The sequence below is a fragment of the Streptomyces sp. HSS9-12 genome, assembly GCF_054963655.1.
The window spans coordinates 1-26024 of record NZ_JBUEGC010000068.1; the positions used below are offsets into that span (position 1 = coordinate 1).

Sequence of the window (26024 nt, forward strand, 5' to 3'; positions counted from 1 at the left end):
TCGATCGGGCAACGCAGCAGATGGCCGTGCCAGGGCGGCGAGCGGGGCAAACCCTGGCTGACGCAGCACTAGCACCCTTCGGGTGGCCAAGTGCGCCTGAGCGAGACCAGCCGTGGGCATCCACCCGTCAACTGCCGTGAAGGCTCAGAACTCGAAGACCGCAGAGGAGATCAACAAGGTGATTTACGAGGTTCGCGAGTACGTCCCGGCGGCGGGTCGTTTCCGAGATGTCGTCGACCTGTTCACGTCAGTGGTGGTGCCGCTGTTCAGGAAGCACGGGATGGAGATGACGCAGGTGGGTTGCACCACCATCGGTGACAACTCCTTCAATGAGCTCGTCTACACGATGCGGTTCTCCGACCTTGCTGAGCTGGAGCGCAAGTGGGGGAGGTTCCTTGCGGACCCTGATTGGGCATCAGCACTGGCCAGTCGCGAGGAGAACGGCCCGCTATACCAGGCCATCCGTCGGCGGGTAATCGACTCCACGCTCTTCGAGGGGGTTCTGGATCAGGCTGTGTGACGACGAGTCACCGGCCCACCGCGTCCAGTTCCTTGACCACGGGCCCCGCGCCCACCGCCGACTGGGCGCGATCCGATGAAGGGGCGGGTCGGCAGATGACAACCACGAGCTCTGCGGTAGCCGAGCAGTTGGAGGCGAAGCATTCCGATGACAACCAAGACGCCCAGCGCGCTGATCTCGAACCCGGGGCAGTTCTACATTGACGGGCAGTGGGTCGATCCTTCGACGACCCACACGATCGACGTGATCGAAGCGGCGACGGAGGAGCTGTTTTTCACTGTCGCTGAGGCCGAAGCGGCAGATGTCGCGCGGGCGGTGGGAGCGGCACGGCGGGCCTTCGACGACGGCCCGTGGCCACGGATGTCGCCGAGCCGGCGGGCGGAGTTCCTGCGCGCCATCGCTCAGGCTGCAGCCAAGCGCTCCCATGACCTGGTCCAGTTGTGGCCCCGTGAGACGGGGGTCATCGCCCGTATTGTGCCGGCCCTCCTGGAGGAGGTCCCTGCGGCGTTCAACTACTACGCTGATCTCGCCGATCGGTATCCGTTCGAGCAGGAGGTGCCCACCAGCTCGGGCGAAGGCTTCGGGATGATCGTCGGGGAGCCCGTAGGCGTCGTGGGGGCGATCATTCCGTGGAACACCCCGATGCACCTGGCCGCCTGGAAGCTGGCGCCCGCGCTGCTCGCCGGGTGCACGGTGATCGTCAAAGCGTCACCGGAGGCGCCGGGCGCTGCGTATGTCATCGCGGAGATCGCTGAACAGGTCGGCCTCCCCCCCGGTGTGGTAAACGTGCTCACCGCCGACCGGGAGGCCTCTGAAGCGCTGGTGACCGATCACCGCGTGGACAAGATCACCTTCACCGGGTCCACGGCAGTTGGGAAGAGGATCGCGGGGATCATGGCGGAGCGCATCGGGCGGTACACCCTCGAGCTGGGAGGCAAATCGGCGGCGGTCGTCCTCGACGACATGGACATTGCCGAGGCGGCCGACAGCCTGACCGGGGGCGCGTGCTTTGTCTCCGGCCAGATCTGTGCGTCGCTGACTCGGATTATCGTGCCTCGCCATCGGCACGACGAGATGCTCGAGGGGCTCGCCGAGCGGTTCTCTCGGGTCAAGGTGGGGAACCCGTTCGACCCCAGCGTCCAGATGGGGCCGCTGGCCTCTCGGCGACAGCGTGAGCGGGTCGAGGGCTATGTCCGGATCGGCAAGGACGAAGGGGCTACCCTGGCGTTCGGCGGTAACCGACCCAAGGACCTCGACCGGGGCTGGTTCATTGAGCCGACCGTCTTCGGGAATGTGGACAACTCCTCCCGGATCGCCCAAGAGGAGATCTTCGGGCCCGTGATCTCAGTCATCGCCGCTGATGACGAGGAAGACGCGATCCGGATCGCCAATGACTCTGTGTTCGGTCTCAATGCTTCGGTGTTCACCTACGACGCGGACCGTGCTCGCGAGGTGGCCAGGTGCCTGCGCGCAGGGACAGTGGGGCAGAACGGCAACCGGGCGGACTTCGGGATCGGCTTCGGCGGCTTCAAGCAGTCTGGTGTCGGCCGAGAGGGCGGCGTCGCCGGCCTTCTGCCGTACCTCGAAAACAAGACCGTAGTGCTCGATCAGAAGCCGCGGTTCTCCTCGTCCGAAGGACAGTACTGAAGGTGAACACATCCGCTGAGGCTACCGCGGTGGGCTGCCTCCATGTCTTCGACATGGACGGCACCCTCCTGAGGAGCACCGCCACGATCGAGCTGGCTCGCCAGATGGGCCAACTCGAGGCCGGGCAGGAAATCGAGAGGCTGTGGCGCGAGGGGACGATATCCGACACCGACTTCTGGTTGAAGCTCCTCGACATCTGCAAGGACGCATCCCCTGCCGACTTCGACGATGCCTTTCAGAGCTCGCCCTGGATGGAAGGTGTCGCCGAAACCTTCGAGGACATTCGATCTCGCGGTGAGGACGTGATCGTGATCTCCCAGTCGCCGACGTTCTTCGTCCGCAGGCTGGAGCTTTGGGGCGCCAACGAGACCTACGGCTCGGCTGTTGAGTTGGGCAGCCCGCTGGAGAACTCAGCCACGCTGATGCCAGAGATGAAGGTGGCAATCACCCAGTCGGCTCTCGTTGCTCGCAACCTGAGCGCCGATCAGTGTGTGGTCTACGGGGACTCATCCAGCGACGTGGAGCTGTTCATGACGTTCCCGCACTCGGTCGCGGTGAACCCGACGCCCGTCTTGGCGCCCCTGGCCGCGAAGACCTACCTCGGGATCGACATTCGCGAGGCGCACGCGCTGGGTCGCCAGCTCAAAGCCACATCAACCAGAAACCAGTTCGCGCAAGGGAGTTCAAACTGATGAGTACCATCGGGTCGCCGCTCAGGGTTCTGTTCGTGGGGGAGTCGTGGGTGAAGCACACGATCCACATGAAGGGCTTCGACCAGTTCCACTCGACCGAGTACGAGGAGGGCGCGGGCTTCTTCCTCGGCTGCCTGGATGACGCTGGGTTCGATGTCACCTACGTCCGGGGCCACGAGATCACCTTGCGGTTCCCCCGCTCGCCGGAGGAAATCGACGAGTTCGACGTAGTCGTCATCTCTGACATCGGATCCAATTCCTTCCTGCTGCCGGATGAAACGTTCTTGCGATCGGAGAGGTCGCCAAACCGGCTTGGTCTGGTTGCGGATTACGTCAAGCGAGGTGGCGGGCTGGTCATGGTCGGGGGGTATCTTTCCTTCACCGGGATCGATGGCAAGGGCCGCTTCGGCATGAGCCCGCTCGCCGATCCGCTGCCCGTGGCCATGCTCCCGTACGACGACCGTGTCGAGAGGTCGGAGGGGGTCGAGGTGGAGGTCTGCCAGCCCGATCACCCGGTCCTGGGTGGCACGCCGTCTGAATGGCCCCACCTTCTCGGCTACAACAAACTCATCGCGAAGCCGGACGCCACCGTCGTGGCGCGGGTGGGTGAGGACCCGATGTTGGTCGTAGGCGAGTACGGTGACGGCAGGACCGCGGCGTTTGCCTCCGATCTCGCCCCACACTGGGCACCTCAGGAGTTCCTGGACTGGCCGCACTACGGCGAGATGTGGACGGCGATGCTCTCGTGGACCGCACAGGCGCAGGAAGCGCCGGTGCTCGCGGAAAAGGTGTCGTGAGCTTGAGCGACGGTGCGCAGTCGGCTGGATCAGGCATGAGCGGGCGCCTCCTCGTCGTCGGGGCGCTGAATGTCGACATGGTCGTCGCCGCCTCCAGGCTTCCCGGACCAGGGGAGACCGTGGTGGGGGCGGACTTGCAGCGTCACGGCGGCGGGAAGGGCGGCAACTCCGCTGTCGCGGCGGTGCGCTCAGGTGCCGATGTCCGCTACGTCGGCGCCGTGGGGCCTGACGAGTTCGGAGTGGCTGCGTTGGCCGAGCTGCGTGCCGAAGGGATCGACGTCAGCGATGTCGTGATCAAGGAGGGGTCCACTACTGGAGCTGCGCTCATTGTCGTGGATCCCTCCGGGGAGAACCAGATCGCCGTAGCTGCCGGCGCAAATGCGGCGGTGAGCGCTCGGGACGTGAGGGCCGCGATCGAGCGAGCGAGCGGGTGGCCAGGGTGCGTTCTGGTCAGTACGGAGATCTCTGTCACGGCAGTCGTCACCGCAGTCGAGGCCGCCACCGCACAGGGGTGGCTGTGTGTGCTCAACCCGGCCCCTGTCGCCCCCGGCATCCAAGAGCTCCTCAAGCTCGCCCCGATCATCACCCCGAACCAGGGCGAGCTGCGAGACCTCTACCGTCTGCTTGGTGAACCCGGAGACCCGCCGGTGGAGATGATGGCGGCCGCGGTGGCATCCCACACGAGAGCGCCGGTGGTAGTCACGCTGGGCGCCGACGGCGTGCTGTTGTGTGGTGCTGACGGAGTCAGCACCCGGATCCCGGCTTGGTCGGCACGTCGAGTGGTCGATACCACCGGCGCTGGGGACACCTTCAACGGCGTGTTTGCCGCCAGCTTGGCAGCGGGAACGGACGTCGCCGGCGCGGCGCGGCGCGGCGTGGCTGCTGCGGCGTTGTCGGTTGAGTCGGCGGGCGCGCGCACGGGCATGCCGAGTGCGGCAACGATCGACGCCGTCTTGGCGACCGCCGAAAGCAGTGCGGGCACGTGATGGTGGTCGAACCCGCAGCGTCTCCCCTTTTTCTGACCGAAGTCGAAAGGTTTCTACATCATGAATCTGACCACTGACAGGGGAAGGTCGGATGCGCCCTCGGGCGTCCGTAATCCGCACTGGCGGAGTGGCGAGCTCATGAACGCGTCGTTGCAGGGCAATTGGGGCAGGCGGCTGATGGTGTTCTCCGGCCGGTCCAACGCGCCATTGGCGGGTGCCATCGCCGAGCTTCTTCAGATCGAGCTTGGCAAGGTGACCCTTAAGACGTTCTCCAGTGGAGAGGTCTACAGCAGGTTCGACGAATCAATCCGTGGAGCGGATGTCTTCATCGTTCAGCCGATGTGCGCGAACCCGGAGACGGGCGTCAATGCGAACGACTCGCTCCTGGAGCTCCTGGTAATGGTGGACGCCGCCGTCGGTGCGAGCGCACACCGCGTGATCGCAGTGACTCCGTGGTATGGCTACTCGCGGCAGGACAAGAAGTCGGCTCCGCGCGAGCCGATCTCGGCTCGCATGGTGGCTCGCGCACTTGAGGCGACGGGTGTTGACCGCGTGCTGACGATGGACCTGCACGCCGGCCAGTTGCAGGGGTTCTTCGGCATCCCGGTCGACCACATGACGGCCGTGGGCATCCTCAGTGACTACTTCGCCGGCCTCGACGACGACCTGGTGATCGTCGCCCCGGACTCGGGTCGGGTGAAGCTCAACAAGCAGTTCGCCACCCAGATCGGGGCCGGCCTGGCCATCCTGGACAAGGAGCGGCCCCAGCAGCAGGTCGCCGAGATCACCACCGTCATCGGCGATGTCCGCGGGAAGACCGCCATCGTGATCGACGACATCATCGACACCGCCGGCACGCTGTGCGCGGCAGGAGAGGCGCTCAAGCACGCGGGTGCTCAACGAGTGCTCGCCGCGGCGACCCACGGGGTCTTCAGCGGGCCTGCGTACGAACGTCTTGCTGCGTCGCCTTTCGAGCAAGTCGTCGTCACCGACACGATCCCGCTCCGCGCAGGTGCCCCCGACAAGATCAAGGTGCTTTCATGTGCCCCGCTGCTCGCGGACTCGATCAGCAGCATCTTCACCGACGACTCCGTGAGCGCTGTCTTCAGCGGAAAGAACCACACCTTCTAAGGGGATAGCAATGTCAGATCCAGCGTGCTTCCCGGGCTCGCGATGACTCCCGGCGACATCGCCATCGAAGGCGGCTTGGTATGGTCGGGGCCGGGCCAGCATCACAGCGACGGACTCGTTCACATCCGAGCAGGCACGGTGGTCTACGCAGGGCCGCGGGGAGAGGGCAGGGTTCCCCCGGGGACTCCCCGGCTCGACGCTGCAGGTTGCACCGTCCTGCCCGGCCTGATCGACGCCCACGTCCACCTGACGACCAACTCCGATCACCACCACGTAATTGCGAGCGATGTCTTCCGCGGCCAGGTGAGCAAGCCGGCCAAGCTGCTGCACGGGCTGCGCAACGCCCACCGAGCGCTCGCCGCCGGATTCACGACGCTGCGGGTCATGGGGCACCGCGGCGCCGGGGAGACCGAGCTTCGCGATTTCATCGATGAAGGCTTGGCGGTCGGACCTCGTTTGGTGGTCGCTCCGTGGTGGATCACCATGACCAACGGTCACGGCGATCTGTTCTACCCGCCGTACACACCACGGGAACAGTGGGACACGGCAGACGGCATCGAGGAGTGCCGCAAGCTCGTGCGCCTCCACGCCCGGGCTGGTGCGGACTTCATCAAGGTGATGGCCAGCGGAGGGATGTCGAAGGGCGAACGGCCGAGCTGGCCCAACTACAGCATCGCCGAGCTGGCCACCATCGTCGAGACTGCCCACGAGCTGGACCTACGGGTCGCAGCGCACGCACTGTCTGCCGAAGGCATCCGACGCAGCCTTGCGGCAGGTGTCGACTCCATCGAGCACGGTTCGTATCTCGACGAGGAGATGGCGATCGAGATGGCCGAGCGCGGGACCTTCCTCGTCCCCACCATGTCCTTCAACGACTGGTGCCAACGGGAGGGGACACTCCGGGGTCTGACCGCCCAAGGGGTGGCGGACCTCAGCGAAGCACACGACCGCACGCTGAAGTCGTTCACACTGGCACGCGAGGCCGGGGTCAACGTGGCGATGGGCACCGACTCCTCGGGCACGCTGTGCCCGTTCGGCGCGCACGCTCGCGAGCTCGAGCTGTACGTCCAGCACGGCATGTCCGCAGAAGAAGCGATCACCACCGCTACGACGAACGCGGCGTCGCTGCTGGACCGACCGGATCTTGGCTCACTGCGGACCGGCGCCGTCGGCGATGTCGTCGTAGTCGAGGGAAACGTGCTCACCGACATCGGTCGCCTGGCCCAGCCCTCCAACATCAGGCACGTCGTGCGGGCCGGGCGTGAGCTCAGCGGGTATCTGCGAGCCGTATCGGAGGCGCTCGACCTCCAGGAAGCGGAGCACCCGACCCGGGCCGAGGATTCCTGATCGAACGACCACCACAAACTCACCGAGAACGGTGCCAGCGAGACGGTCATGCCGGCCAGCCGGGCTCGAACGACTTTAGCACGTTGTAACCACGAAAGAAGGAGAAAGAGAGCAATGGCTCACATCGAAGCATCGTTCTTCAAGAGTCGTTTCGACGACGAGACGTTCAGCGCGAAGATGGTCGAGGCGCTGACGCAGGCAGTCGGCTCCGTCCTCGGGGAGGACGCGGCAAACGACACAGCCATCATCCTCCACAGTATCGAGCCCTCGCACTGGGGCTACCGCGGCAAGCTGCTGGGCTGACCAACCAGCGACCCTGCTGACGGAGTTGTGGCCGCGCCCGCGGCCTGGGGCCGGCGACGAGTGCTGGCCGACGACATGCACGTCGGCCAGCACCGCGCCTGGGCGCTCCAGCCGGCCACCACCGTCGCCCGCCGCTGGCGGACCGAAGAAGCCCGTGCCCTGTTCGCGGGCGCGGCGGCGCATGTGTTCCACTCGCTGACCCGCCCCACCAGCGCCTCCGTGGGGCTGATGATGATCGCGAACGGACATCGCTACGGCTGGCCGGTGGCCCGCGGCGGCTCCCGGGCGATCAGTGATGCCCTTGCCGCGCTGCTGCGCGAACTCGGCGGCACCATCGAGACCGGGGTGCGGGTGCGCTCCCTCAAGGAGCTGGCCCCGGCTCGGATCGTCATGCTCGATGTCGTTCCGCGGGTCGCCATCGACATCTGCGGGGATGCCCTGCCGGGGCGCGTCCGGCGGGCCTACGCGCGATGGCGTCACGGTCCGGGGGCGTACAAGGTGGACCTGGCCGTCGAGGGCGGGGTGCCCTGGACCAACGAGTCCTGCCGGCTGGCGGGGACGGTGCATCTAGGCGGCACCCTGGAGGAGATCGTCCGCGCGGAAGGGGACATCACCCGGGGCCGGATGCCCGACCGGCCGTTCGTGCTGCTCGCCCAGCAGTACCTCGCCGACCCCGCCCGCTCGGCAGGGGACATCCACCCCGTCTATGCGTACGCCCATGTCCCGCACGGTTACCGCGGTGACGCCACCGAGGCCGTACTCGGTCAGATCGAGCGGTTCGCCCCGGGCTTCCGGGAGCGGATCGTCGGCAGCTTCGTACGGTCCACCAGTGAACTGGCGGATTACAACCCGAACTACATCGGTGGGGACATCGTCGGCGGGGCCAACACCGAACGGCAGGTGGCCCTTGGGCCGCGGATCCACCCGGACCCGTACCGCACCGGCATCCCCGGTGTCTTCCTGTGCTCGGCGGCGACCCCGCCCGGTGCCGGCGTGCATGGGATGTGCGGTTTCCACGCCGCCCAGTCCGCGCTTCGGTCCCTGGCCTGACCGACCGCCTGGACCCGGGAGGAGCCGTGGGTGCATCCGCCGACCCTGTCGTCCTGGTGGCGCAGGCCCTCGCGAGCCGCCGGGAGGACTTCATCAAGATGCTCATCGCGACGATCGAGAAACGAGATCGCCGTCCTCAACCACGGCGAGCCGCTGCGCGGCCTGCTCGAGGCGAGTGTCACCGAGAAGTCGTCACCGGGCTGCACTTTCTCGCCAACGCCATCGACCCGGGCACGGTGGACGCCCCGGCCTCGGCCACCTCCTGCGCCCGGCGCCTCGCGCAGCGCGACGTGCCCTTGCCGGCCCTGCTGCGCGCCTATCGCGTGGGCCAGGCGCGCTTCCTCAGCGAGGCCGTCGAGGAGGCGTTGAAGCTCGGGCGCGACGACGACGCGACGACGGTGATGGCCCTGGTGAATGCCAGCGCGGCATTCGGCGACCGGGTGTGCGAGCAGATCGCCCGGGCGTACGAGGAGGAGCGCGAACGCTGGGTGAGCAGCAGAGGCGCCCTCCGGCAGCACTGGGTGACCCAGCTGCTGCGCGACCCTCACCCGACGTCGGGCAGGCGGAGGCGGCGCTGGACTACCGCCTGGCAACAACGCATCTGGCCGTCGAGGCCTGGATGGACTGGTCGGTCGTCACCGGCGATGCCCTGGACGTCTTCGGCAGTACGCGGGCACTCCTGCACTCGGTTTTCGAGGCCCGCGGCCATCCGCTGGCGGTGCCCACCGACGAGGCCGACGTACGGATCTGGTTCCCCGTGAAGGGCCCACCACACGGTGGACGCCGGCCATGTCGCGGCGGAAGTGGAGCGTGCGAGGCTGCCGGTGCGCGTGGCCATCGGTACCCCGCGTGCCGGACTCGAGGGCTTTCGCCGCAGCATCCGCGGAGCGGCGCGGGCGAAGGCGCTCGCGCTGTCGGCGGGGGAGCTCCTGGCACAGGCTCAGGCCGGCGCCGTGCCTTTTGGGGCTCGGCCCAGCCACGCCACTCGGCCAGCAGCCAGCAGCCAGCAGCCAGCATTCAGGAGACTGGAGCTCGGAGGCGGGGAGGGCCTGTTGAGTCCTGAGACGCGTCGTCAGCGGCGATGCACTACCAGGGCCTGTCCGGCAGATCATGGTCTGATCTACAGCCGGATTGCGGCGGCGACTGCGGCTCCTTTCCCGCGGGGTCGCCGTGGGTGAGCGTGGCGACCCCGCAGGCGGCGTCCGTGGGCGCTTGCCCCGGTTGGGGTTCTCAGTACTGTGCGATCGCGATACCGGCCGGGAAGCGGCCGACGGGGATGGTGTCGGTGACCTCGTTGGTCGTGGTGTCGATCACCGACACATTGTTCGAGCCGTTGTTGGTGACGTAGACGTGCTTTCCGTCCCGTGTGATCGCGACACCGAGCGGGAAGCTGCCCACATGAGTGGACTGAATGACCGTGTTGGTGGCCGTGTTGATCAGCGTCACAAAGTCGTCTCTGGTGGCGACGTAGGCGCGCTTGCCGTCCCGCGTGATCGCCACCCCGGACGGGCCGGGCCCGAAGAGGATGCTGGCGGTGACCTTGTTCCTCGTGGTGTCGATCACCGAGACTGTCACATCCTGCGGCCCGCTGGCGTCAGAGCTGCTGTTGGTGACGTAGGCGTGCTTGCCGTCCGGCGTGAAGGCCACACCGGAGGGGCCGTTGCCGACGGGGATGGTGTCGGTGACCTTGTTCGTCTTGGTGTCGATCACCGACACGTCGTCGTCGAACGAGATGGTGACGTAGGCGTGCCTGCCGTCTGGCGCGATGGCCACACCGGAGGGGCCGTTGCCGACGGGGATGGTGTCGGTGACCTTGTTCGTCGTGGTGTCGATCACCGACACATTGTCGTCAGAGTTGTTGGTGACGTAGGCGTGCCTGCCGTTCGGCGCGATGGCCACACCGAGCGGGAAGCTGCCGACGCGGATGGTGTCAGTGACCTTGTTGGTGGCCGTGTCGATCACCGACACACTGCGTGCATGACTGTTGGTGACGTAGACGTGCTTGCTGTCCGGCGTGATCGCGACGCCGAGCGGGATGCTGCCGACGGGGATGGTGTCGGTGACCTTGTTCGTCGTGGTGTTGATCACCGACACGTTGTTGTCAGCCGAGTTGGCGACGTAGGCGAATTTGGGTGGAAGGGCCCAGGCCGGGGACGACGCTGCCGGCAAGGCCAGTCCGGCCACCATGGCCAGCCCCGCCAAGCAGGCCCGCAGCCACGTCCATGGCCCACCGCCCACCCGCCCCATACCGCGCTGGGATCCAGCGCTATCGCTCCCATGCCTCACCACACGCACCTCCGCTTCTTCGACGAAAGGACGGCTTCTGTCGGCCGCGCTGATGGCGCGGACAGCAAGCCGCCGAGGATGACTGATCTTGATCTTTCACCACATTAGAAGCCAATAGTGTTATTTGGGCGATGGAGTGCGTTTTGCGTGTCGCTTTGCAGGGTGCGTCGTCTCGGCTCGAACCCGCGGCGAATTCGGCGGAAGCCGGATCAACCCCGAAGCCGGCACCGGGGTCCCTCGCCGGCGCGTGAGAGCGCCACTGCCCCGCACCTCTGGGCATCGACGGCGCCACGCCGCCGCCGGGGCTGTGCGTGGACGAAGGGATATCGGCTCGTGGTCGGGTGACGGACGTCGGTGCGTGCTGGATTCCGTGCCGGCCCGTCAGCGGGCCGCGCTCACGGTGACGGGCCGCGACCTGGGTGAGGTGTTCCTGCCGTCGGTGACCGTGATGGAGTACTGGTGCCGGGAGCCGGGGGTGACGGGGTCGATGTAGTGCATCAGCGGGCGCTTCCAGAAGGTGGACCCTTGGGTGAACGAGGTCAGGTACGTGCCGTCGCGGTAGATCCGGTAGGTCAGGACCGCGTCATCCCGGTCCCATGATGCATGCCAGCTCAAGGCGACCCTCCCCGCCCGCTCGCTCGACATGGACAGCTTCGGCACAGGGGGCGCGCCCGTATCGGGAGCGGCCCGGAAGCGGGTAAGGCCCTGCTGCGGTACGCCGTTGACCGTGGTGAACTCCCCGCCGGCCCACAGGATCCCCTGGGCCATCACCAGGGTCCGTGGTCCCGCCTGTTCCCCGAGGCCGCCGTTGGTGTCGGGGAACCAGTGCAGGATCGCTTTGTTGCTGGTGGACTGGGCCAGGAAGTGCTGGCGTCTGCCGTCGGGGAAGCCGCCCGGGGTCGTGCTGCAGTCGTGGGCGTGCACGGCGCTGTAGAGCACGCCCCTGTAGGGCACGACGGCTTGGGTCGCGCCCAGGCAGTCGTCCTTCCAGAGCATCTTGTCGTTGGAGAGGCGGCCGGCGATACGACCGTCGAACCACATGTCCCCATTGCCCTCGGCTCCCACGTAGAAGGTGGTGCGGTCGTGGGCGAGCGTCTTGACCTGGGAGGTGATGGGAACCCAGTCGTAGGTGTGGACGGGCCGGCCGGTCGACGGGTGGAGCGCGACCAGGGCGTGCGACGGGCGCCCCTGCACCCGGTCGAAGTCGCCGCCGACAAGGATCTTTCGATACTTTCCGGTGGCGCTGATGGCTCTCACTGGCGCGTCAAGGAACACCTTGAACGGCAGTAGAGCGCCGTCGGGTCCGAGGGCGGCGATGCGCTGGCGCTCCTTACCGTTGACGATGCGGAAGTCGCCGCCGAGGTAGACGGCCTTGGCCGTCACCTCGATCGCCCGCACGGTCGCGCTGACCGCGGGGTGGAAGCTTCGGCGCAGCGTGCAGTCAGCCGTCTTCAACACCGCGGCATTGATGACGCGGGCGGAGTCCACCTTGCTGAACCAACCGCCGATGTACAAAACCTTGCCGTCCGGTGATGCCTTGAGCGCGCGAACGGTGCCCTTCCCGCCACCGGTGGTGAAGGACGGCGCGCAGGGCAGAAGCGCACCTGTCAGAGCATTAAAGGCAGCGAAGTTGCGGCGGGGAACTTCCTTCACGCCGGGCTTGGCGCCCGGGGGCCGGACCCTGGTGAACGTGCCGCCGACGTAGACCACGCCCTCGGCGTACGCCATGGACCAGACGATTCCGTTGGTCTGCCACGTGGCCATCGCATCGGCAGTCAGAGTCCTGCGTGTGCGGGTCGCCTTGGAATCGGTGTCGGCACCGGAGGGGGCGGCCAGCGGCATGGCAAGGGCTGCCGAGGCGGCCACGATGCTCGCGATCACCGTAATGCTCTTTCTCAGGTGCATGGACACCCCCCAGGGGCAGGTAGCAGTGGGCGAGACGGCCCTTCTCCCCAGGTGCTGCGCGGCGCTCTGCCATGGCGCGATCGGGTGGCACGCCCAGGAGATCACCGCACCGAACATCGCACTAGCGGATATGCGTTTTATAGCAATGCCTGAATTGCGCCTGTGGTCTCGACGGCGAGTCACAGCACCGTGTCGCCTGTAATCACCCCGTTCGCGGTAACCCCAGCGGCTCGCCCTCACCGACGACGTGATAGGCGAGTTCAGTCCCGTCGAGAGCGGTAAAGGTAGGCATGGCGCGATCCTCATGACCGCGTGACGATCACAGCAAGCGGTTTACGGCCGTACCACCACGATGGGCAGGAGAAGCCCGTGAGCGTGGCCCGTCAGAGTGCGGCCTGCACTGCGCAGAAGATCAGGGCGACGCCGTGGCGGGCTGTTCCGCGTCGCCGAAACGGGCCAGCGTCAGCGCCCCGACGACGGCCAAGGAGAAGCCGACGACGGTCAGCGGTACATGCCCAGGCCTGGTCCGGTCGCCGAGGAGCAGTACGCCGACGACCGCGGGGCCGATGGTCTCGCCCATCACCATGGCTGCGGTCGCGGCGGTGACCGAGCCGGACTGCATCGCGCTGATCAGGAACAGAAAGCCGGTCGATCCCGCGATGGCCAGCGCGTACGCCGAGGGCTCGCTGAGCAGCTGGGTCACGCTGGCGGCGGGCAGGATCCGCACGCTGATACCGACGACTCCGAAGTCGAGGCCCGCGATGAGCCCGAGCACCGCGGCGCGACCGCGGGTCAGATGTGCCGCCGCCCATCCGGCGAGTACGAGCATGAACGCGGTGAACAGCGCGGCCAGGCGCAGCATCTCGTTGCCTTCTCCCGTGCCCTCCCGCCCGGCCGACAGGGCGAGCACCACCAGCCCGCAACACACCGCGATGACGGCGCCCCACTCCACCCGCCGTAGTTGGATGCGCAGCATGCGTGACGCCCCTACCGCCGTCACCGCCAGCGCCGAGGCCAGCGCGGCCTCGACGACGAACAGCGGCAGTGATCGCAGCGCGACCAGCTCCGCCCCGAACCCCAGCATGTCCATCCCGAGCCCCACAAGGAATGGCCACTGGTGGACAGCCCCGAGCAGAGCCCCGGCCCCGGGATCCCCCGTTCCCGTCACCGCTTTGCGCGCCCCGAGCGCCTGCAGTACGGTCGCGCTTCCGGTCAGCAGGGCGGCGAGGATCGCGAAGGTCATCCCAAATGCCATGCTTCGAACGTTAGAGACCGCAGCGCCTATGCCCGGGCATCGCCGCCCTGACAGCGTTGCTAGTGCCGCGTCAGCCAGGGTTGGCCCCGCTCGCCGCCCTGGCACGGCCATCTGCTGCGTTGCCCGATCGACCGAGTAGGCCCACTACGAGGCCGATCCGGCGCCTTGCAGCTGACCGCACCAGGTCACCTCGCTACCGGGTAAACCCTGGCTGACGCGGCACTAGGTCACCCGGAGTTGTCGTCAGCCGAGGCGGGCGACCGCTCGGACGGGGGCGCCGTCAGGGCGTCCAGCCGCAGCGGGAAGAGCATGACTTCGACCTGGCGCCCGGCGGCCTGGGCGTCGAGTACCGCGTCCAGCGGTGGTGATGTGAGGTGCGGTCAGGCGTTGGGGTCGGGTGGCGTCAGGGTGCGTGGGGGCAGGCCGAGGGAGCGGATGTGGCGGGCGATCTCTGCCAGCGGAGCGACCCAGGTGTCCGAGGTGCCGGCGACCTGTTCCACCAGTTCCTCCAGGGCGGCCGCGCGGGAGGGCCGGCCGGACAGGAAGGGATGGGTGGTCAGCACGAAGCAGCCGCCCTCACGCCGCAGCGCCTCGAATTCCAGGGTCCACAGCTCCAGCGCCTTGCGGGGAGTCTCGATCAGTCCGCTGCCGGAGATACCGGGGAGGTAGCAGTACTGCTCCCAGTCGTCCAGGGACCACTGCACGGGTATCTCGACGAGTGTGGACTGGTCGTCCGGGGCGGCGAGTTCGTAGGGCACATCAGCGTCCATCAGGCTGCTGTCGTAGAGGAAGCCGCGTTCGGCCAGCAGACGGGGGGAGTCGTAGGTGAGCTCCCACATGGGTGCCCGGTAGCCCGCCGGCCGTACGCCGGCCACCTCTTCGAGGGCGTCCAGGCCCCGGTCAAGGTAGTCGGCCTCGGTCTTGGGGTCCACGCCGGCCAGCGGCTCGTGCAGATAGCCGTGGTGGGCGATCTCATGGCCGGCGGCCACGATGGCGCGCACCGTGTCGGGGTGGCGGCGGGCGGTCCAGCCGGGCACGAAGAAGGTCGCGCGCACCTGGTGGCGGTCCAGGATCCGCAGCAGCCGGGGGACGCCGACCAGTGGCCCGTACGACTGGTGGGACATCACCGTCATGCGGTGCGCGGCCTCCGGGTGGGCGCTGAGCACGGCGGACTCGGCGTCCAGATCGAAGCTGAAGCACGCCGCGGCCTGCTTGCCGTCAGGCCATACGACCGGCTGGGCGGCAGTGGTGGTCATCGGGAACCTCCCGTGCACAGGGACACGAACTCGTAGGCCAGGTTGGCCGCGGCGACGCTGGTGATGTCGGCATGGTCGTATGCCGGAGAGACCTCGACGATGTCGGCTCCGACGAGATTGAGCCCCTTGAAGCCGCGGATGATGCCGAGCAGTTCGCGGCTGGTCATTCCACCCGCCTCCGGGGTGCCGGTCCCCGGAGCGTGGGCCGGGTCCAGCACATCGATGTCCACGGAGACGTACAGCGGCCGGTCGCCGATCCGCTGCCGCAGCCGGGCGACGACGTCGCGCACGGTCAGCGTCTCCAAATCGGCACAGTGCACGATGGTGAAGCCCAACCCCGCGTCCTCCGCGAGGTCTTGGGGGTCGTACAGCGATCCGCGGATGCCGACGTGTGCGCTGGAGCCGGGGACGAACAGAGCCTCTTCGGCGGCGCGGCGGAACGGGGTTCCATGGGTCAGGGGTGCGTCGAAGTAGGTGTCCCAGGTGTCGAGGTGGGCGTCGAAGTGCACGAGTGCCACCGGTCCGTGCACCCGGTTCATCGCCCGTAGCAGCGGATAGGCGATGGTGTGGTCGCCCCCGAGCGTGACCAGCCGGGCCCCGTTCCGGATCAGCGCGTACGCACCGTCCTCGATCTCCTTGCTGGCGGCGGTGATGTCGAACGGATTGCAGGTGAGGTCCCCGGCGTCCACGACCTGCTGCTCGCCGAACGGCATCACGTCGAGCTGCGGGTTGTAGGGGCGCAGGAGGCGGGAGGCCTCACGGATGGCGGAGGGGCCGAAGCGGGCTCCTGGCCGGAAGGTCACCCCGGTGTCGAAGGGGACGCCGACGACGGCGACGTCGTGGCCGGGCACATCTTCCAGGCGGGGCAGCCGGGCGAATGTGGTCAGGCCCGCGTAACGCGGGCTGGCCTGGCCGTCGACCTGGCCGACCGGTGCGGTCCGGTCGGCGGTGGCGCCATCGGGCTGGTTCAGGCTCGGCATCGGATGGTTCCTCCGTTGATCTGTACGGTCTGGCCGACGAACGAGCCGACCCGGAAGTCGGTGAGGAGGGCGACCGCGGCGGCGATCTCCTCCGGTCGACCGATCCTGCCAAGCGGGATCTCGGCGGCGTAACTCTTGTGCATGTCGTTCAGGGTGAGGTTCGCCGCGTCCGCGTCGACCTGCAGTTGCGGGGTGTCGATGACGCCGGGGGCGATGGCGTTGACCAGGATCCCTTCGGGCGCGAGCTCTCTGCCCAGGCTTTTGACCAGGGAGATCAGTCCGGCCTTGGAGGCGGCGTAGGCGCTGGCCTCGGCCCGGCCGGTGACGCCCCATTCGGAGGAGATGACGACGATCCGGCCCCGGCCGCGGCGGCGCATGCCGGGCAGTACGGCCTGGACGAGGTGGAAGGTCCCGCTGAGATTGGTGTCGACGACCTTCCACCAGTCGGCCTCGTCGTACGTGGTGAAGCGGTCCATCGTCATATAGGCCGCGTTGCAGACGAGTACATCGATGTCGCCGAGTTCGCGTTGCAGCCGCCCGACGAGGTCGTGCACCTGCTCGCGGTCGGCCACGTCCGTGGGCGCGGGAACCGCGCCCACCGCGGTCGCCACGGCATCCAGGGCCGGGGTGCGGATCCGGTCGTTGACCGCGACGCGGGCTCCGTTCTCCGCCAGACGAAAGGCGATGGCCCGCCCGATGCCCTGGGCGGCCCCCGTCACCAGGGCGACCGCACCGTCGAGAGGCTGTATTGGGTGAGTCATCGTCAGATCACTGCTCCGCAGTTGGGGGACAGTACCTCGCCGCTGCAGAACGTGCCCTCTTCCAGCAGAAACAGCACGGTGGCGGCGACCTCTTCGGGACGTCCCAGCCGTCGCGCCGGCAGGGTGACCAGGTACTCCGGCGCCCGCCAGGGCGAGTCGGGGGCCAGCAGAGGAGTGTCGGTCGGCCCAGGTGCCACGGCGTTGACACGGACCCCGCGGGGTGCGAACTCGGCCGCCAGGCTGCGGACCAGACCGATGGCCGCTCCCTTGGCGGCGGCATAGTGCGCCTCGCCGTCGCCTCCGCCGACCGCCAGCTCGGAGGAGATGGCGACGACGCTTCCGCTGCCGCGTTCGGCCATGGACGGGAGAACAGCGCGGGCGGTGTTGGCCAGCCCGCCGAGGTGCACACGAAGCATCCGGTGCCACTGCTCGGGCGTGATCTCCCCGATGGGTGTGATCTCGTAGTGCCCCGCCGCGCTGACCAGGGCGTCGATGGGGCCGAGCTCCGATTCGACTCGGCCGACCGCGGCGCGTACCGCGGCGGCGTCTACGACGTCGGCGGTCAGCGGCAGGGCGATCGACGCGTCCCGCGCGGGGCGGAGGTCGACACCGGCGACGGTCCACCCCGAGGCGTGGAGCGCGGCGGCGATGCTCGCGCCGATGCCGCTGCCCGCGCCCGTCACCAGGGCCACCCGCTGTGCGGTGGGCACGCTCATGCCGACTCCCCTCGCGAGCCGCCGCCCGGCGCCGTGGCGTACGAGGGCACCTTGCCGTCCCCGCTGAGGCGATCGGCCAGTGGCTGCTTGATCCGGCGGCGGACGACGGCGAAGACGACGGCGCCGACGGCGGCCAGCAGCGCGGTGGTGAGGATCATGCTCCACCGCAGGTACCAGGTGTCGCCCATGGAGGCGCGCGGCCAGGCGATGTTGACGGTCTCGGCGATCGTCCACAGGGCGGCGAGTACGTTCACCGGGGTGCCCCAGCGCCCCAGACTGAACGCGCCGGGCTGCCACCTCCCGCGCAGCCGAGTGACTGCCGCGCCGATCACGGGGATCGCGAAGGCGATCTGGAAGCCCATGGTGGTGAAGTTGACCAGCACCCCGTAGAGCTTGGAGCCGGAGATCAGGACGAGCACCGCCGCGACGGCGCCGGTCAGCGCGATCGCGTTCACCGGCAGGCGCTCGGGTCCGGCCAGCTTCGCCAGCCTCCGCGCGCCCGGCAGGGCGTTGTCGCGGGCCGAACCCCACAGACACCGTGACACCGCCGCCTGGACGGCGAGGAAGCTGGACAGGAAACCGATCACGAACAGCACCAGCAGCGGGCGGGCGACCGCGTCGCCGAGGTGGGCAACGAGCGTATGGGTCACCGGGTCGCCGGTCTTCTCCGCCATCACCTGGTGCAGGTCCGGGATGGCGAGGATCAGGGCGACGCTGGAGTACATCACGATCGCCGCCACGCACAGCAGTGAAAGGATGATCGCCTTGGGGACGTTGCGTTCCGGCTTCTCCACCTCCTCGGCGATGGAGCCCGCCGCCTCGAATCCCACGAACGACCAGCCCACGTAGGCCATGGCGATCAGCAGCGGCCCGCCGAGCCAGGAGCCCAGGCTCCCGGTGCCGAAGCCGTCGAAGAGGACGTGCAGCGGGTTGACCCGGTGGAACACCAGCAGCACGGTGCTCAGGCCGACCGAGCCGACGACCTCGCAGACGATGCTGGCCACGACCATCACCTTCAGGACCTTGCGGCCCACCATGTTGGTGATGCTCCCCGCGGCCAGGATCGCGATCGCGGTGCCCGCGGTCAGGGTGCGACTGGCGTCGGTCACGCCGACCGCCTGCAGCAGAAAGCCGGACGCTCCATACGCAAGGGTCGACAGGGCGATCGTCAGGCCCCAGGCGTACGCCCAGGCGGCCATCCAGCCCCACGACGTGCCCCGTACATGCCGCGCCCACTGGTAGACGCTGCCCGCGTACGGCCACCGGGAGGCGAGCTCACCGAAGACACAGGCCACCAGCAGCTGTCCGACCAGCACGATCGGGAAGGCCCAGAAGAACCCGGGGCCCGCCGAGAACAGTCCCAGCGTGAAGATCGCATACAGGGCGACGATGGGGGACACGTCCGCGAAGGCCAGGGAGAAGGCCGCGCGGAAGCTGAACCCCCGGTTCAGTCGGCTCTCACCCTCCTCGTCCCTTGTCGGTGCGGCATCCATCGCCGTCTGAGACACAACCGGATCTCTGCTCATCCGCCCGCTCCTCCCCTCACCCTCTGTCCAGGGGTCTGTGGTCGGCGTGTCCGGCCACCCCTGTGTGGCTGGACTGCGGGCAGTCTGCGAGGCGGGGCACCACAGATTCCACGGATCGAAGACCACAAATGGGCATTGCCTTTTTGAGCGATCGCATAAGAAGATCGGCCGGAAACACAAGTCGTCTTGGGAGGGTTTGTGCCGGCCACCGTCGCAGACGTGCTCAATCTGCCCCACCTGCGCCTGGCCCTCTTCGCCGGTGCGGCGGGCCTGCACCGCACCGTGACCTGGGCCCACGCCTCCGACCTCGACAGCCCGTGGGACTGGATGGCCGGCGGCGAACTGCTCATGCGCAACGGGCGTACGCTTCCGCGCGGCGGCGCGGCTCAAGCCGCGCTGGTGCACAGCTGCGCCGACGCGGGCGCGGGCGGCATCGTGATCGGCGACGACCCGCAGACGCCGCCGCTCCGCGGTGAGCTGGCAGCGGCGGCTGAGGAGCGAGGCCTGCCGATACTCACGGCTTCGTACTCGGTGAGCTTCGCCGCCGTGGCGCGGGCGGTCGCCGACGCCAACTCGGGCGAGGCCTCCGCGCGCGTCGGCCAGATCGAACGGATTTATGGCGCACTTCGTGACACTCTGGGCGGCCGGGCCGGTGATTCACCCACCGCTCGACTGGGCCGCGAACTCGGCTGCTGCCTGCTGCTCCTGGACACCTGCACCGGCTACCCCATCGACCCGGCGGCCCCCGAGCCGGATCCGGCCCTGCGGCAGGCGCTGCTTGCCGAAATACGCCGGCACGACGGCCGGATCCCCGGTGTGCTCCATCTGCAGCCGACGGGTCAGTCCACGGCACTGGCGGTCGAGGTCCCAGCCGAGGAGACCACGGTCCTGGTCGCCGTGGACCTCCCCGGCATGGACACCTCGCTGCTGCACCACCTGGCCACCGCCGCCGCAGTGGAAGCCGCCCGCCAGGCGATGGTCCGGGAGCACGAGCGCCGGCTCGGCGCCGAACTGCTCGCCCATCTCCTCGACACCAGGATGGATGAAGCCACCGCGCGCCGGGAGCTGGCCGCTGCCGGACTCGACCCGGCCCACTGCGTCGTGGTAGCCGTACCGCACGACGACGGGCCCGGCCAGCGCGACCTTCATCTGACACTGGGCCGCCGCCGGATGCCCCATCTGCTGCTGAAGCGCGGCATCCTGCTGTTCGCCCTGCTGCGCGACGACCCGTCCGATTTCGCCGCCGTGCGCCAGAAGCTCGGGCCGCAGGTCGCCCTCGGGGTGAGTGCCCTCGTGGGCAGGCCCGAGCGCCTTCCCGCCGCCCAGCGCGAGGCCGTATGGGCGCTGTCCCTGGCCCACAGCTCACCCGACGGCATGGCTCGCTACGGAGACGACACGGCGTATACGGTGCTGCGCAGCACCGAAGAGGCGCAGGCGCTCGTCGACCGTATCCTCGGCCCCCTGCTCGCGTACGACACGGCCAACGGCACCGACCTCACCCGGTCGCTCGAGGTCTTTCTGCGTAACCGCCGCTCGTGGCAACGCACCGCGGCCGCCCTGAACGTGCACAAGCAGACCGTCATGTACCGGATGCAGCGGGTGGAACAGCTCACCGGCCGCACGCTCGCGGAGACCGCGGACCTCACCGAACTGTGGATCGCCTACCAGGCCCGGTCGCTGCTCTCCGGTGTCCCGCAACCCGGCACCTCGGCCCGCAGCGAGTCGTCGATCCGGGCATAGAGTGCCGTTGCGAGGGTGTCCAGGTCTTTCGTCACACCTCGACATTGGACGCCCTTGTCCCATGTCTGCAGGCGATCCCTTGGACTCATTCATCTAGTGTGGACGGCTCCTACGACGGGGGCCGACCAGTACCGGGACCGCCGCGCGCCCAACCCGCGGGAGCGGATCCGTACTTCGACACACGAGGTGCCGCGATTGGCGTCGATACAACGGGCATGCGAGCAGTGCGGCGGTCGCATCGCGGCAGCCGCCCCCGGTGGGCAGGGCGGGAAGCCGGGGGGAGGCCGCCCTGCCAAGTACTGTTCCGGCGCGTGCCGGCAGCGCGCCTTCCGTGCACGATCCGCCTTCACGCGGGCCGCGGAGCGTACGGGAGCGCGGAGGGCGCCGGATCCTCCGCCGGGCGGCGAGTTACCCAAACCGCTCGACCGGTTCATCGGACGAGCCGAGGAGCTGGCGCGGCTGCGTCCACTGCTGCGGTCATCCCGTCTGCTGACCCTGGTCGGCCCTGGCGGGTCCGGCAAGTCCCGGCTGGCGTTGGAGCTGGCAGGCGGCAGACGCAGGGGACCGAAGCTCGAGGCGCGCCTGGTCGAGCTCGACCCGCTGCGTGACGGTGGGCTGCTCGCGCAGTTCATGGCCGCGGAGCTCGGAGTCGCCGAGCGCGGCGGACCCGTCACCGAGTCGCTGGTACGCGCGGTGAGCGCCCCGGGGCTTGTGCTGATGCTCGACAACTGCGAGCACCTGGCCGAGCCATGCGCCGAGCTGGCCGCCCTGCTGCTACGGCGCTGCCCCAGCCTGCGCATTGTGGCCACCAGCCGCGAGCCGCTGCGTATCCCCGGCGAAGTGGTGTTCCGCGTCGGCGAACTCGGGCTGCCGACTGCCCGTGCGTCGGGGGACATCGGTGAGGCGCTCCGCTCGGACGCGGTCAGGCTGTTCGTGGAGCGCGCGCGGGCCTGCGCGCCGGACTTCGAGCTGACGTCGGGCAACGTGGCGGCCGTAACGGAGATCTGCCGTCGACTGGACGGCCTGCCGCTGGCGATCGAGCTGGCGGCGCGCCGGGTCGCCGGCCTGCCGCTCGCCCAGATCCTGACCGGGCTCGACGATCAGCTCAGCCTGCTGACCGACGGAAACCGGATCGGGCCGGCTCGGCACCGCGAACTGGCGGCGGCGATCGAGTGGAGCCACCGTCTGCTGGACCCCGGGGAACAAGCCGTCTTTCGCCGAGTGTCGATCCTGGTGGGGGGCTTCGACATCGCGGGTGCGCGTACGGTGTGCGCCACGGACGAGGTGGATCCCGGTTCGCTACTGCGCCTGCTGTGCGCGCTGGAGGCGAAGTCACTGCTGGTCCGGGTGCCGGGAGAGGACGAGAACGTACGGTTCCGCCAGCTGAGCGCGATCCGCGCCTATGGCTTGCGCCGCCTGAGTGTCGCCGGTGAACTGCCTGCCGTACGAGAGCGGGCACTTGACTGGCTGGCGCAGCTGACCAGTCTTGGCTCCGACAGCGTTCTGACCGGTGCCGTACCCCCTGAGGTGCTGGCCGAGCGAGAGAATCTCGCCGCGGCGGTGAGCTGTACCGGCGCCGGCGACGGGGACCGGCACGTACAGCTGGCCGTCGCCATGGCCCGGGTGCACCGCGACCAAGGCCAGCTGACGGCCTGTCGAAAGCTGCTGACCACGGCCGTAGAGCAGGTTCCCCGCTCCCGGTACCGCGGTGAGGCGCTGGCGCTGGCCGCACGGGTCGCCTGCATGCGGTCCGACCATGCCGAAGGGCTGCGGCTGGCCACAGAGGCAGTGGCCGCGGTCCGAGGCCAGGACCACCCGGCCGCGCTGGTTGACGCTCTGGACGCGTGGGCGGTGGCGCTGGTGTGCGGGCGGAAGTTCACGGCCGCGGTGGAGGTCTACCGGGAGTGTCTGAAGACCACCGGCACGCTCGCCCGGCCGTCGGCCACGGCCGTCTACGCGCACCGCCTCGCCTGGGCACTGCAGCATGTGGGTGCCGTAGCCGAGGCGCAGGAACTGCTGGCGCAGTGGCTGCCTGTCCTGCGTGAGCAGGCCACGCCGCAGCATCAGGCCGCGGCCGCGCACACAGCCGGCGCGCTCCACCTGGCCGCGGGCGACCTGGACGCTGCCGAGGAAGCGTTCGTCGAGGTACTGCGCCAGGCGCCGCCGGACAGCTTCCACGCCCTGTACCCGGTGGAAGGTCTGGCGATTGTCGCGGCGGAGCGCGGTGACCTGCGGCGGGCTCTACGACTGTCGGCGGCCGCGGCTGCGGTGCGCGAACGGATCGGCGTACCGGCCGAAGCACTGTGGCAGGAACGGGTCGACGCCGTGAGGGAACGGGCCACGAGCCGGCTCGGCGCGGCGACCGCCGAGGCAGCCGTGGCCGCTGGGCGGCTGCTGCACGGACCGAGCCTGGTCGGACATGCCCTGAGGGAAGCACCGCGGGATTCTGGCAGCCGCGCCGGCGCGGCGGATGCCGGTCCGTTGACCGAACGGGAGCTGCAGATCGCCGTACTGGTTGCCGACGGGCTCACCAACGGCCAGGTGGCGGAGCGGCTGAACCTTTCGCCTCGTACGGTCGCCTCCCATCTGGACCGTATCCGCGACAAATTGGGGCTGCGGTCGCGCACGAGGATCGCCCTGTGGGTCGCCGCTCGCGGGGACTGGCCGCACCGGTCGCCGTCTGTTGCCGACGGAGAGGTTCCGTAACGCCGCGAGATCCTCCGTCATCTGAGGGATGTGCCCGTGGCGTGACCTGTCGCAGGCTCGGTGCCGGGCGAGTCCGCGGCACCGTATGCCGCGCGTCACGCCGCCCGTACCCCAAGCACCGACACGGCCCGAGGGCCCTCGGCCGATCGGGCCAACACCCCCCCGCAAGGAGCGCCATGCGGCACAACCATCACGATCCGGAGCCCGGCGATCTGGCACGCCCAGCCGTCGTGGCGGATCAGTCGGGCGAGCAGCCCGCCGCGGATCCCAGTTCCCGCCGGAGCTTTATCCGCACCGGCTCACTGGGCGTGACCTCGGTCGCCATCGCCGCGGCCGGCATGTCCTCGGCGAGCCTGTCCGCTGCGGCAGCATCACCGGTCGCCGCGCGGCCTCGCAGCGGCCCGCTTGCCGTCACCCCGGCCTGCTCCGGGCACGAGACGCCGGCGGCCATGGAGGGCCCGCTGTTCAAACCGAACTCCCCGCAGCGGACGAACCTCATCACCCCGGCGACCAGCGGGGTCGAGCTGTACCTGCGCGGCGTGGTGTACGACACGGAGTGCCAAACACTCGCCGACTGCCAGCTGGAGTTCTGGCAGTGCGACCAGAACGGCGACTACGACACGGCTGGATTCTCACTGCGCGGCCACCAGTTCACCTCCGCACGAGGCGAGTACCGCCTGGACACCATCATTCCGCGGGATTACTGGGGCCGTTGGGGGCAGCGAGCGCCACACATCCACACCCAGGTCCAGGTGGCCGGGGGACCGCTGCTGGTCACCCAGCTGGGCTTCCCGGACGACACCCAGGCATACGGCCGGGACTTCGCCGCCCTCAACGCCAGGGACACCATCCTCAACCGCGCCTGCACCATCGCGCTCAAGCCCCGGCAAGGCGGCGGTTACACCGGGACCTTCGACTTCGTCATCAAGACCACGGCATGACGCCGGAATCTGCGAAACGCCAAAAGGAAACGCCATGACTGTGAGCACTCCCCACGGGAGCATCAAGCCCAGGCGGCAGATGAGGCGGGCGGTGGTGTCAGCCGTCGTCGCCACGCTGTCGCTGGGCGCCGCCGCACTGGTCGGCATCCATGCCTCCAGCCAGGAGACCGAAGGCGCCGGCTCGGCCTCCTCAGTGGCGCAAACCAGCCGGGAGGGCACCGCCTGGCAGGCGACGAAGGTGCCGTTCGACAAGGGCGACATCACAGCGGTGGCCGCGCTCGGGGAGAAGCAGGCGTGGGCGGTCGGCTACAACCTGAAGAGCGACACCAGCCTCGAACCGCTCGCGCTGCGGTGGGACGGCACCTCCTGGACCCAGGAGTCCACCCTGCCGACGGGAAGCTTTCCCCAGTCCCTCGCGGTGCGGGCGGCCGACGACATATGGGTGGCCGGCGTCGGCACCGCGCACTGGGACGGCAAGACATGGACCAACCGTCAGCTGCAGCGGGACCCGGGCGGGCGGGTCATGCCCGACACGATCGTCACCAGCGCCGACGGGGGAGTCTGGACAGCCGGGCGGGCGGTTCCGGGCTCGGCGAAGAACGCCGTACCCGCCATCCAGTCCTGGGACGGCAACAGCTGGCAGCGTCAGGCCCTGCCCGAGGTCGGCAAGGGCGAGCTGAGCAGCATCGTGGCAGTGGCCAAGAACGACGTCTGGGCAGCGGGCACCGCCTATGCGACCGATGAGAACTCCGCTCAGACCCCGCTGCTGCTTCACTTCGACGGTACGTCCTGGAAGAAGGCCGACGCGCCGGGAGCGTCACGCAAGGCAGCCTGGATCAGCGGTCTGACGGCCATCGGCCCCGACGACATCTGGGCTGTCGGCGGCAGCACGACCGCGGAGTACGACCGCCCCTTCGCCCTGCACTTCGACGGTAAGAAGTGGCAGACCACCCCAACGCCGGACCTGCCGGACGGCCGGCTGCGTACCGTCGGACGAACCGCTGACGGCCGGCTGCTGGCGATCGGCGGCAAGGGCGCCGTCTCCGTCGCCCTGCGCTGGAACAGCGACGCCCAGCGCTGGACCGCGGTCTCTGCCCCGGACATCGTCGTCAGGGGTACGACCACCGTCCCGCGCAGCTCCACCCTGTGGGCGGCCGGAATCGCCAAGAAGGGCGATCTGGTGCCGGAGATCACCCGCTTCACGGGCTGATCACACGACCGCCGGCGCACAAGCCGCAGCGCACCAGCAAAGGCGCCCAGTCCGCTGCTGGTGCGCTGCACCGCCCGCCCGCTCCGCCAGTGTCCACCCGGGACAGGAGGGCACCGCGGTCGCGGGGTCCGCACCGCGGACCACCTCGGCGAACCGTACGGTCTCGCGCTCGATCGCCTCCCGGTACGTCTCGTATGGCAGCTGATGCCCTGGCAGGCTCGTGGTGTCCATCTGCTTCAGCCTGATCTTGCGAGGAACCCCGGGCGTTC

The 26024-nt window shown here is 68.9% G+C and carries 22 protein-coding genes and 1 pseudogene; 14 read left to right on the forward strand and 9 right to left on the reverse strand.

The window, feature by feature from the left end:
* The first annotated feature begins 112 nt into the window (after positions 1 to 112).
* The 10 genes from ACY34J_RS26440 (at position 113) to ACY34J_RS26485 (ending at position 9234) form a co-directional block, all read left to right on the forward strand.
* Positions 113 to 520, forward strand: coding sequence for an NIPSNAP family protein (locus tag ACY34J_RS26440; protein WP_462729141.1), 408 nt, complete (start codon positions 113 to 115; stop codon positions 518 to 520).
* Positions 521 to 667: 147 nt separating this feature from the next.
* Positions 668 to 2167 carry an aldehyde dehydrogenase gene (locus tag ACY34J_RS26445; protein WP_462729142.1) on the forward strand — a complete coding sequence of 500 codons (1500 nt, stop codon included), beginning with the start codon at positions 668 to 670 and terminating at the stop codon, positions 2165 to 2167.
* Between the two features lie 2 nt (positions 2168 to 2169).
* A complete protein-coding gene (locus ACY34J_RS26450) occupies positions 2170 to 2859 on the forward strand; it encodes an HAD family hydrolase (protein ID WP_462729143.1) in 690 nt (229 codons plus the stop codon).
* Complete coding sequence (locus tag ACY34J_RS26455) at positions 2859 to 3656, forward strand: glutamine amidotransferase (RefSeq protein ID WP_462729144.1); 798 nt, start codon at positions 2859 to 2861, stop codon at positions 3654 to 3656. Before ACY34J_RS26450 ends, ACY34J_RS26455 begins: the two co-directional genes overlap by 1 nt.
* 2 nt (positions 3657 to 3658) lie before the next feature.
* Entirely contained in the window at positions 3659 to 4642 is a 984-nt protein-coding gene (locus ACY34J_RS26460; RefSeq protein ID WP_462729145.1) for a ribokinase, read from the forward strand.
* Between the two features lie 138 nt (positions 4643 to 4780).
* Positions 4781 to 5773 (forward strand): ribose-phosphate diphosphokinase, encoded by a 993-nt coding sequence (locus tag ACY34J_RS26465; protein WP_462729146.1) that lies wholly within the window; start codon positions 4781 to 4783, stop codon positions 5771 to 5773.
* Positions 5774 to 5911: 138 nt separating this feature from the next.
* Positions 5912 to 7120, forward strand: a complete 1209-nt coding sequence (locus tag ACY34J_RS26470; protein ID WP_462729147.1) for a metal-dependent hydrolase family protein — start codon at positions 5912 to 5914, stop codon at positions 7118 to 7120.
* 114 nt (positions 7121 to 7234) lie between these two features.
* On the forward strand, positions 7235 to 7423 hold the full coding sequence (locus ACY34J_RS26475; protein WP_462729148.1) for a tautomerase family protein: 189 nt from the start codon (positions 7235 to 7237) through the stop codon (positions 7421 to 7423).
* Between the two features lie 27 nt (positions 7424 to 7450).
* A complete protein-coding gene (locus ACY34J_RS26480; protein WP_462729149.1) occupies positions 7451 to 8473 on the forward strand; it encodes a phytoene desaturase family protein in 1023 nt (340 codons plus the stop codon).
* A 26-nt stretch (positions 8474 to 8499) separates the two neighbouring features.
* Complete coding sequence (locus tag ACY34J_RS26485) at positions 8500 to 9234, forward strand: hypothetical protein (protein ID WP_462729150.1); 735 nt, start codon at positions 8500 to 8502, stop codon at positions 9232 to 9234.
* Positions 9235 to 9703: 469 nt separating this feature from the next.
* On the opposite strand, the gene ACY34J_RS26490 is transcribed toward ACY34J_RS26485, so the two are convergent.
* From ACY34J_RS26490 to ACY34J_RS26525, 8 genes are all read right to left on the reverse strand, one after another.
* Entirely contained in the window at positions 9704 to 10711 is a 1008-nt protein-coding gene (locus ACY34J_RS26490) for a YVTN family beta-propeller repeat protein (protein WP_462729151.1), read from the reverse strand.
* 429 nt (positions 10712 to 11140) lie between these two features.
* Positions 11141 to 12640, reverse strand: coding sequence for a fibronectin type III domain-containing protein (locus tag ACY34J_RS26495; protein ID WP_462729152.1), 1500 nt, complete (start codon positions 12638 to 12640; stop codon positions 11141 to 11143).
* A 436-nt stretch (positions 12641 to 13076) separates the two neighbouring features.
* Positions 13077 to 13919, reverse strand: coding sequence for a DMT family protein (locus ACY34J_RS26500; protein ID WP_462729153.1), 843 nt, complete (start codon positions 13917 to 13919; stop codon positions 13077 to 13079).
* Between the two features lie 380 nt (positions 13920 to 14299).
* Positions 14300 to 15175, reverse strand: a complete 876-nt coding sequence (locus tag ACY34J_RS26505; protein WP_462729154.1) for a polysaccharide deacetylase family protein — start codon at positions 15173 to 15175, stop codon at positions 14300 to 14302.
* Complete coding sequence (speB, locus tag ACY34J_RS26510; protein WP_462729155.1) at positions 15172 to 16155, reverse strand: agmatinase; 984 nt, start codon at positions 16153 to 16155, stop codon at positions 15172 to 15174. The genes ACY34J_RS26505 and speB overlap by 4 nt, the downstream gene beginning before the upstream one ends.
* Positions 16143 to 16916: an SDR family NAD(P)-dependent oxidoreductase gene (locus ACY34J_RS26515; protein ID WP_462729156.1), complete on the reverse strand. Its 774-nt coding sequence runs from the start codon at positions 16914 to 16916 to the stop codon at positions 16143 to 16145. Before ACY34J_RS26515 ends, speB begins: the two co-directional genes overlap by 13 nt.
* A gap of 2 nt (positions 16917 to 16918) precedes the next feature.
* Positions 16919 to 17632 carry an SDR family NAD(P)-dependent oxidoreductase gene (locus ACY34J_RS26520; protein WP_462729157.1) on the reverse strand — a complete coding sequence of 238 codons (714 nt, stop codon included), beginning with the start codon at positions 17630 to 17632 and terminating at the stop codon, positions 16919 to 16921.
* Entirely contained in the window at positions 17629 to 19158 is a 1530-nt protein-coding gene (locus ACY34J_RS26525; RefSeq protein ID WP_462729158.1) for an APC family permease, read from the reverse strand. Before ACY34J_RS26525 ends, ACY34J_RS26520 begins: the two co-directional genes overlap by 4 nt.
* A gap of 198 nt (positions 19159 to 19356) precedes the next feature.
* Here ACY34J_RS26525 and ACY34J_RS26530 point away from each other — a divergent pair, with 198 nt between their 5' ends.
* The 4 genes from ACY34J_RS26530 (at position 19357) to ACY34J_RS26545 (ending at position 25755) form a co-directional block, all read left to right on the forward strand.
* Positions 19357 to 20898, forward strand: coding sequence for a PucR family transcriptional regulator (locus ACY34J_RS26530; protein ID WP_462729159.1), 1542 nt, complete (start codon positions 19357 to 19359; stop codon positions 20896 to 20898).
* 195 nt (positions 20899 to 21093) lie between these two features.
* Positions 21094 to 23604, forward strand: coding sequence for an ATP-binding protein (locus tag ACY34J_RS26535; RefSeq protein WP_462729160.1), 2511 nt, complete (start codon positions 21094 to 21096; stop codon positions 23602 to 23604).
* 176 nt (positions 23605 to 23780) lie between these two features.
* Complete coding sequence (locus ACY34J_RS26540) at positions 23781 to 24545, forward strand: dioxygenase family protein (protein WP_462729161.1); 765 nt, start codon at positions 23781 to 23783, stop codon at positions 24543 to 24545.
* 34 nt (positions 24546 to 24579) lie between these two features.
* Entirely contained in the window at positions 24580 to 25755 is a 1176-nt protein-coding gene (locus ACY34J_RS26545; protein WP_462729162.1) for a beta propeller repeat protein, read from the forward strand.
* Here ACY34J_RS26545 and ACY34J_RS26550 read toward each other — a convergent pair.
* Positions 25756 to 26024: pseudogene (locus ACY34J_RS26550) on the reverse strand (hypothetical protein); the annotation flags it as partial.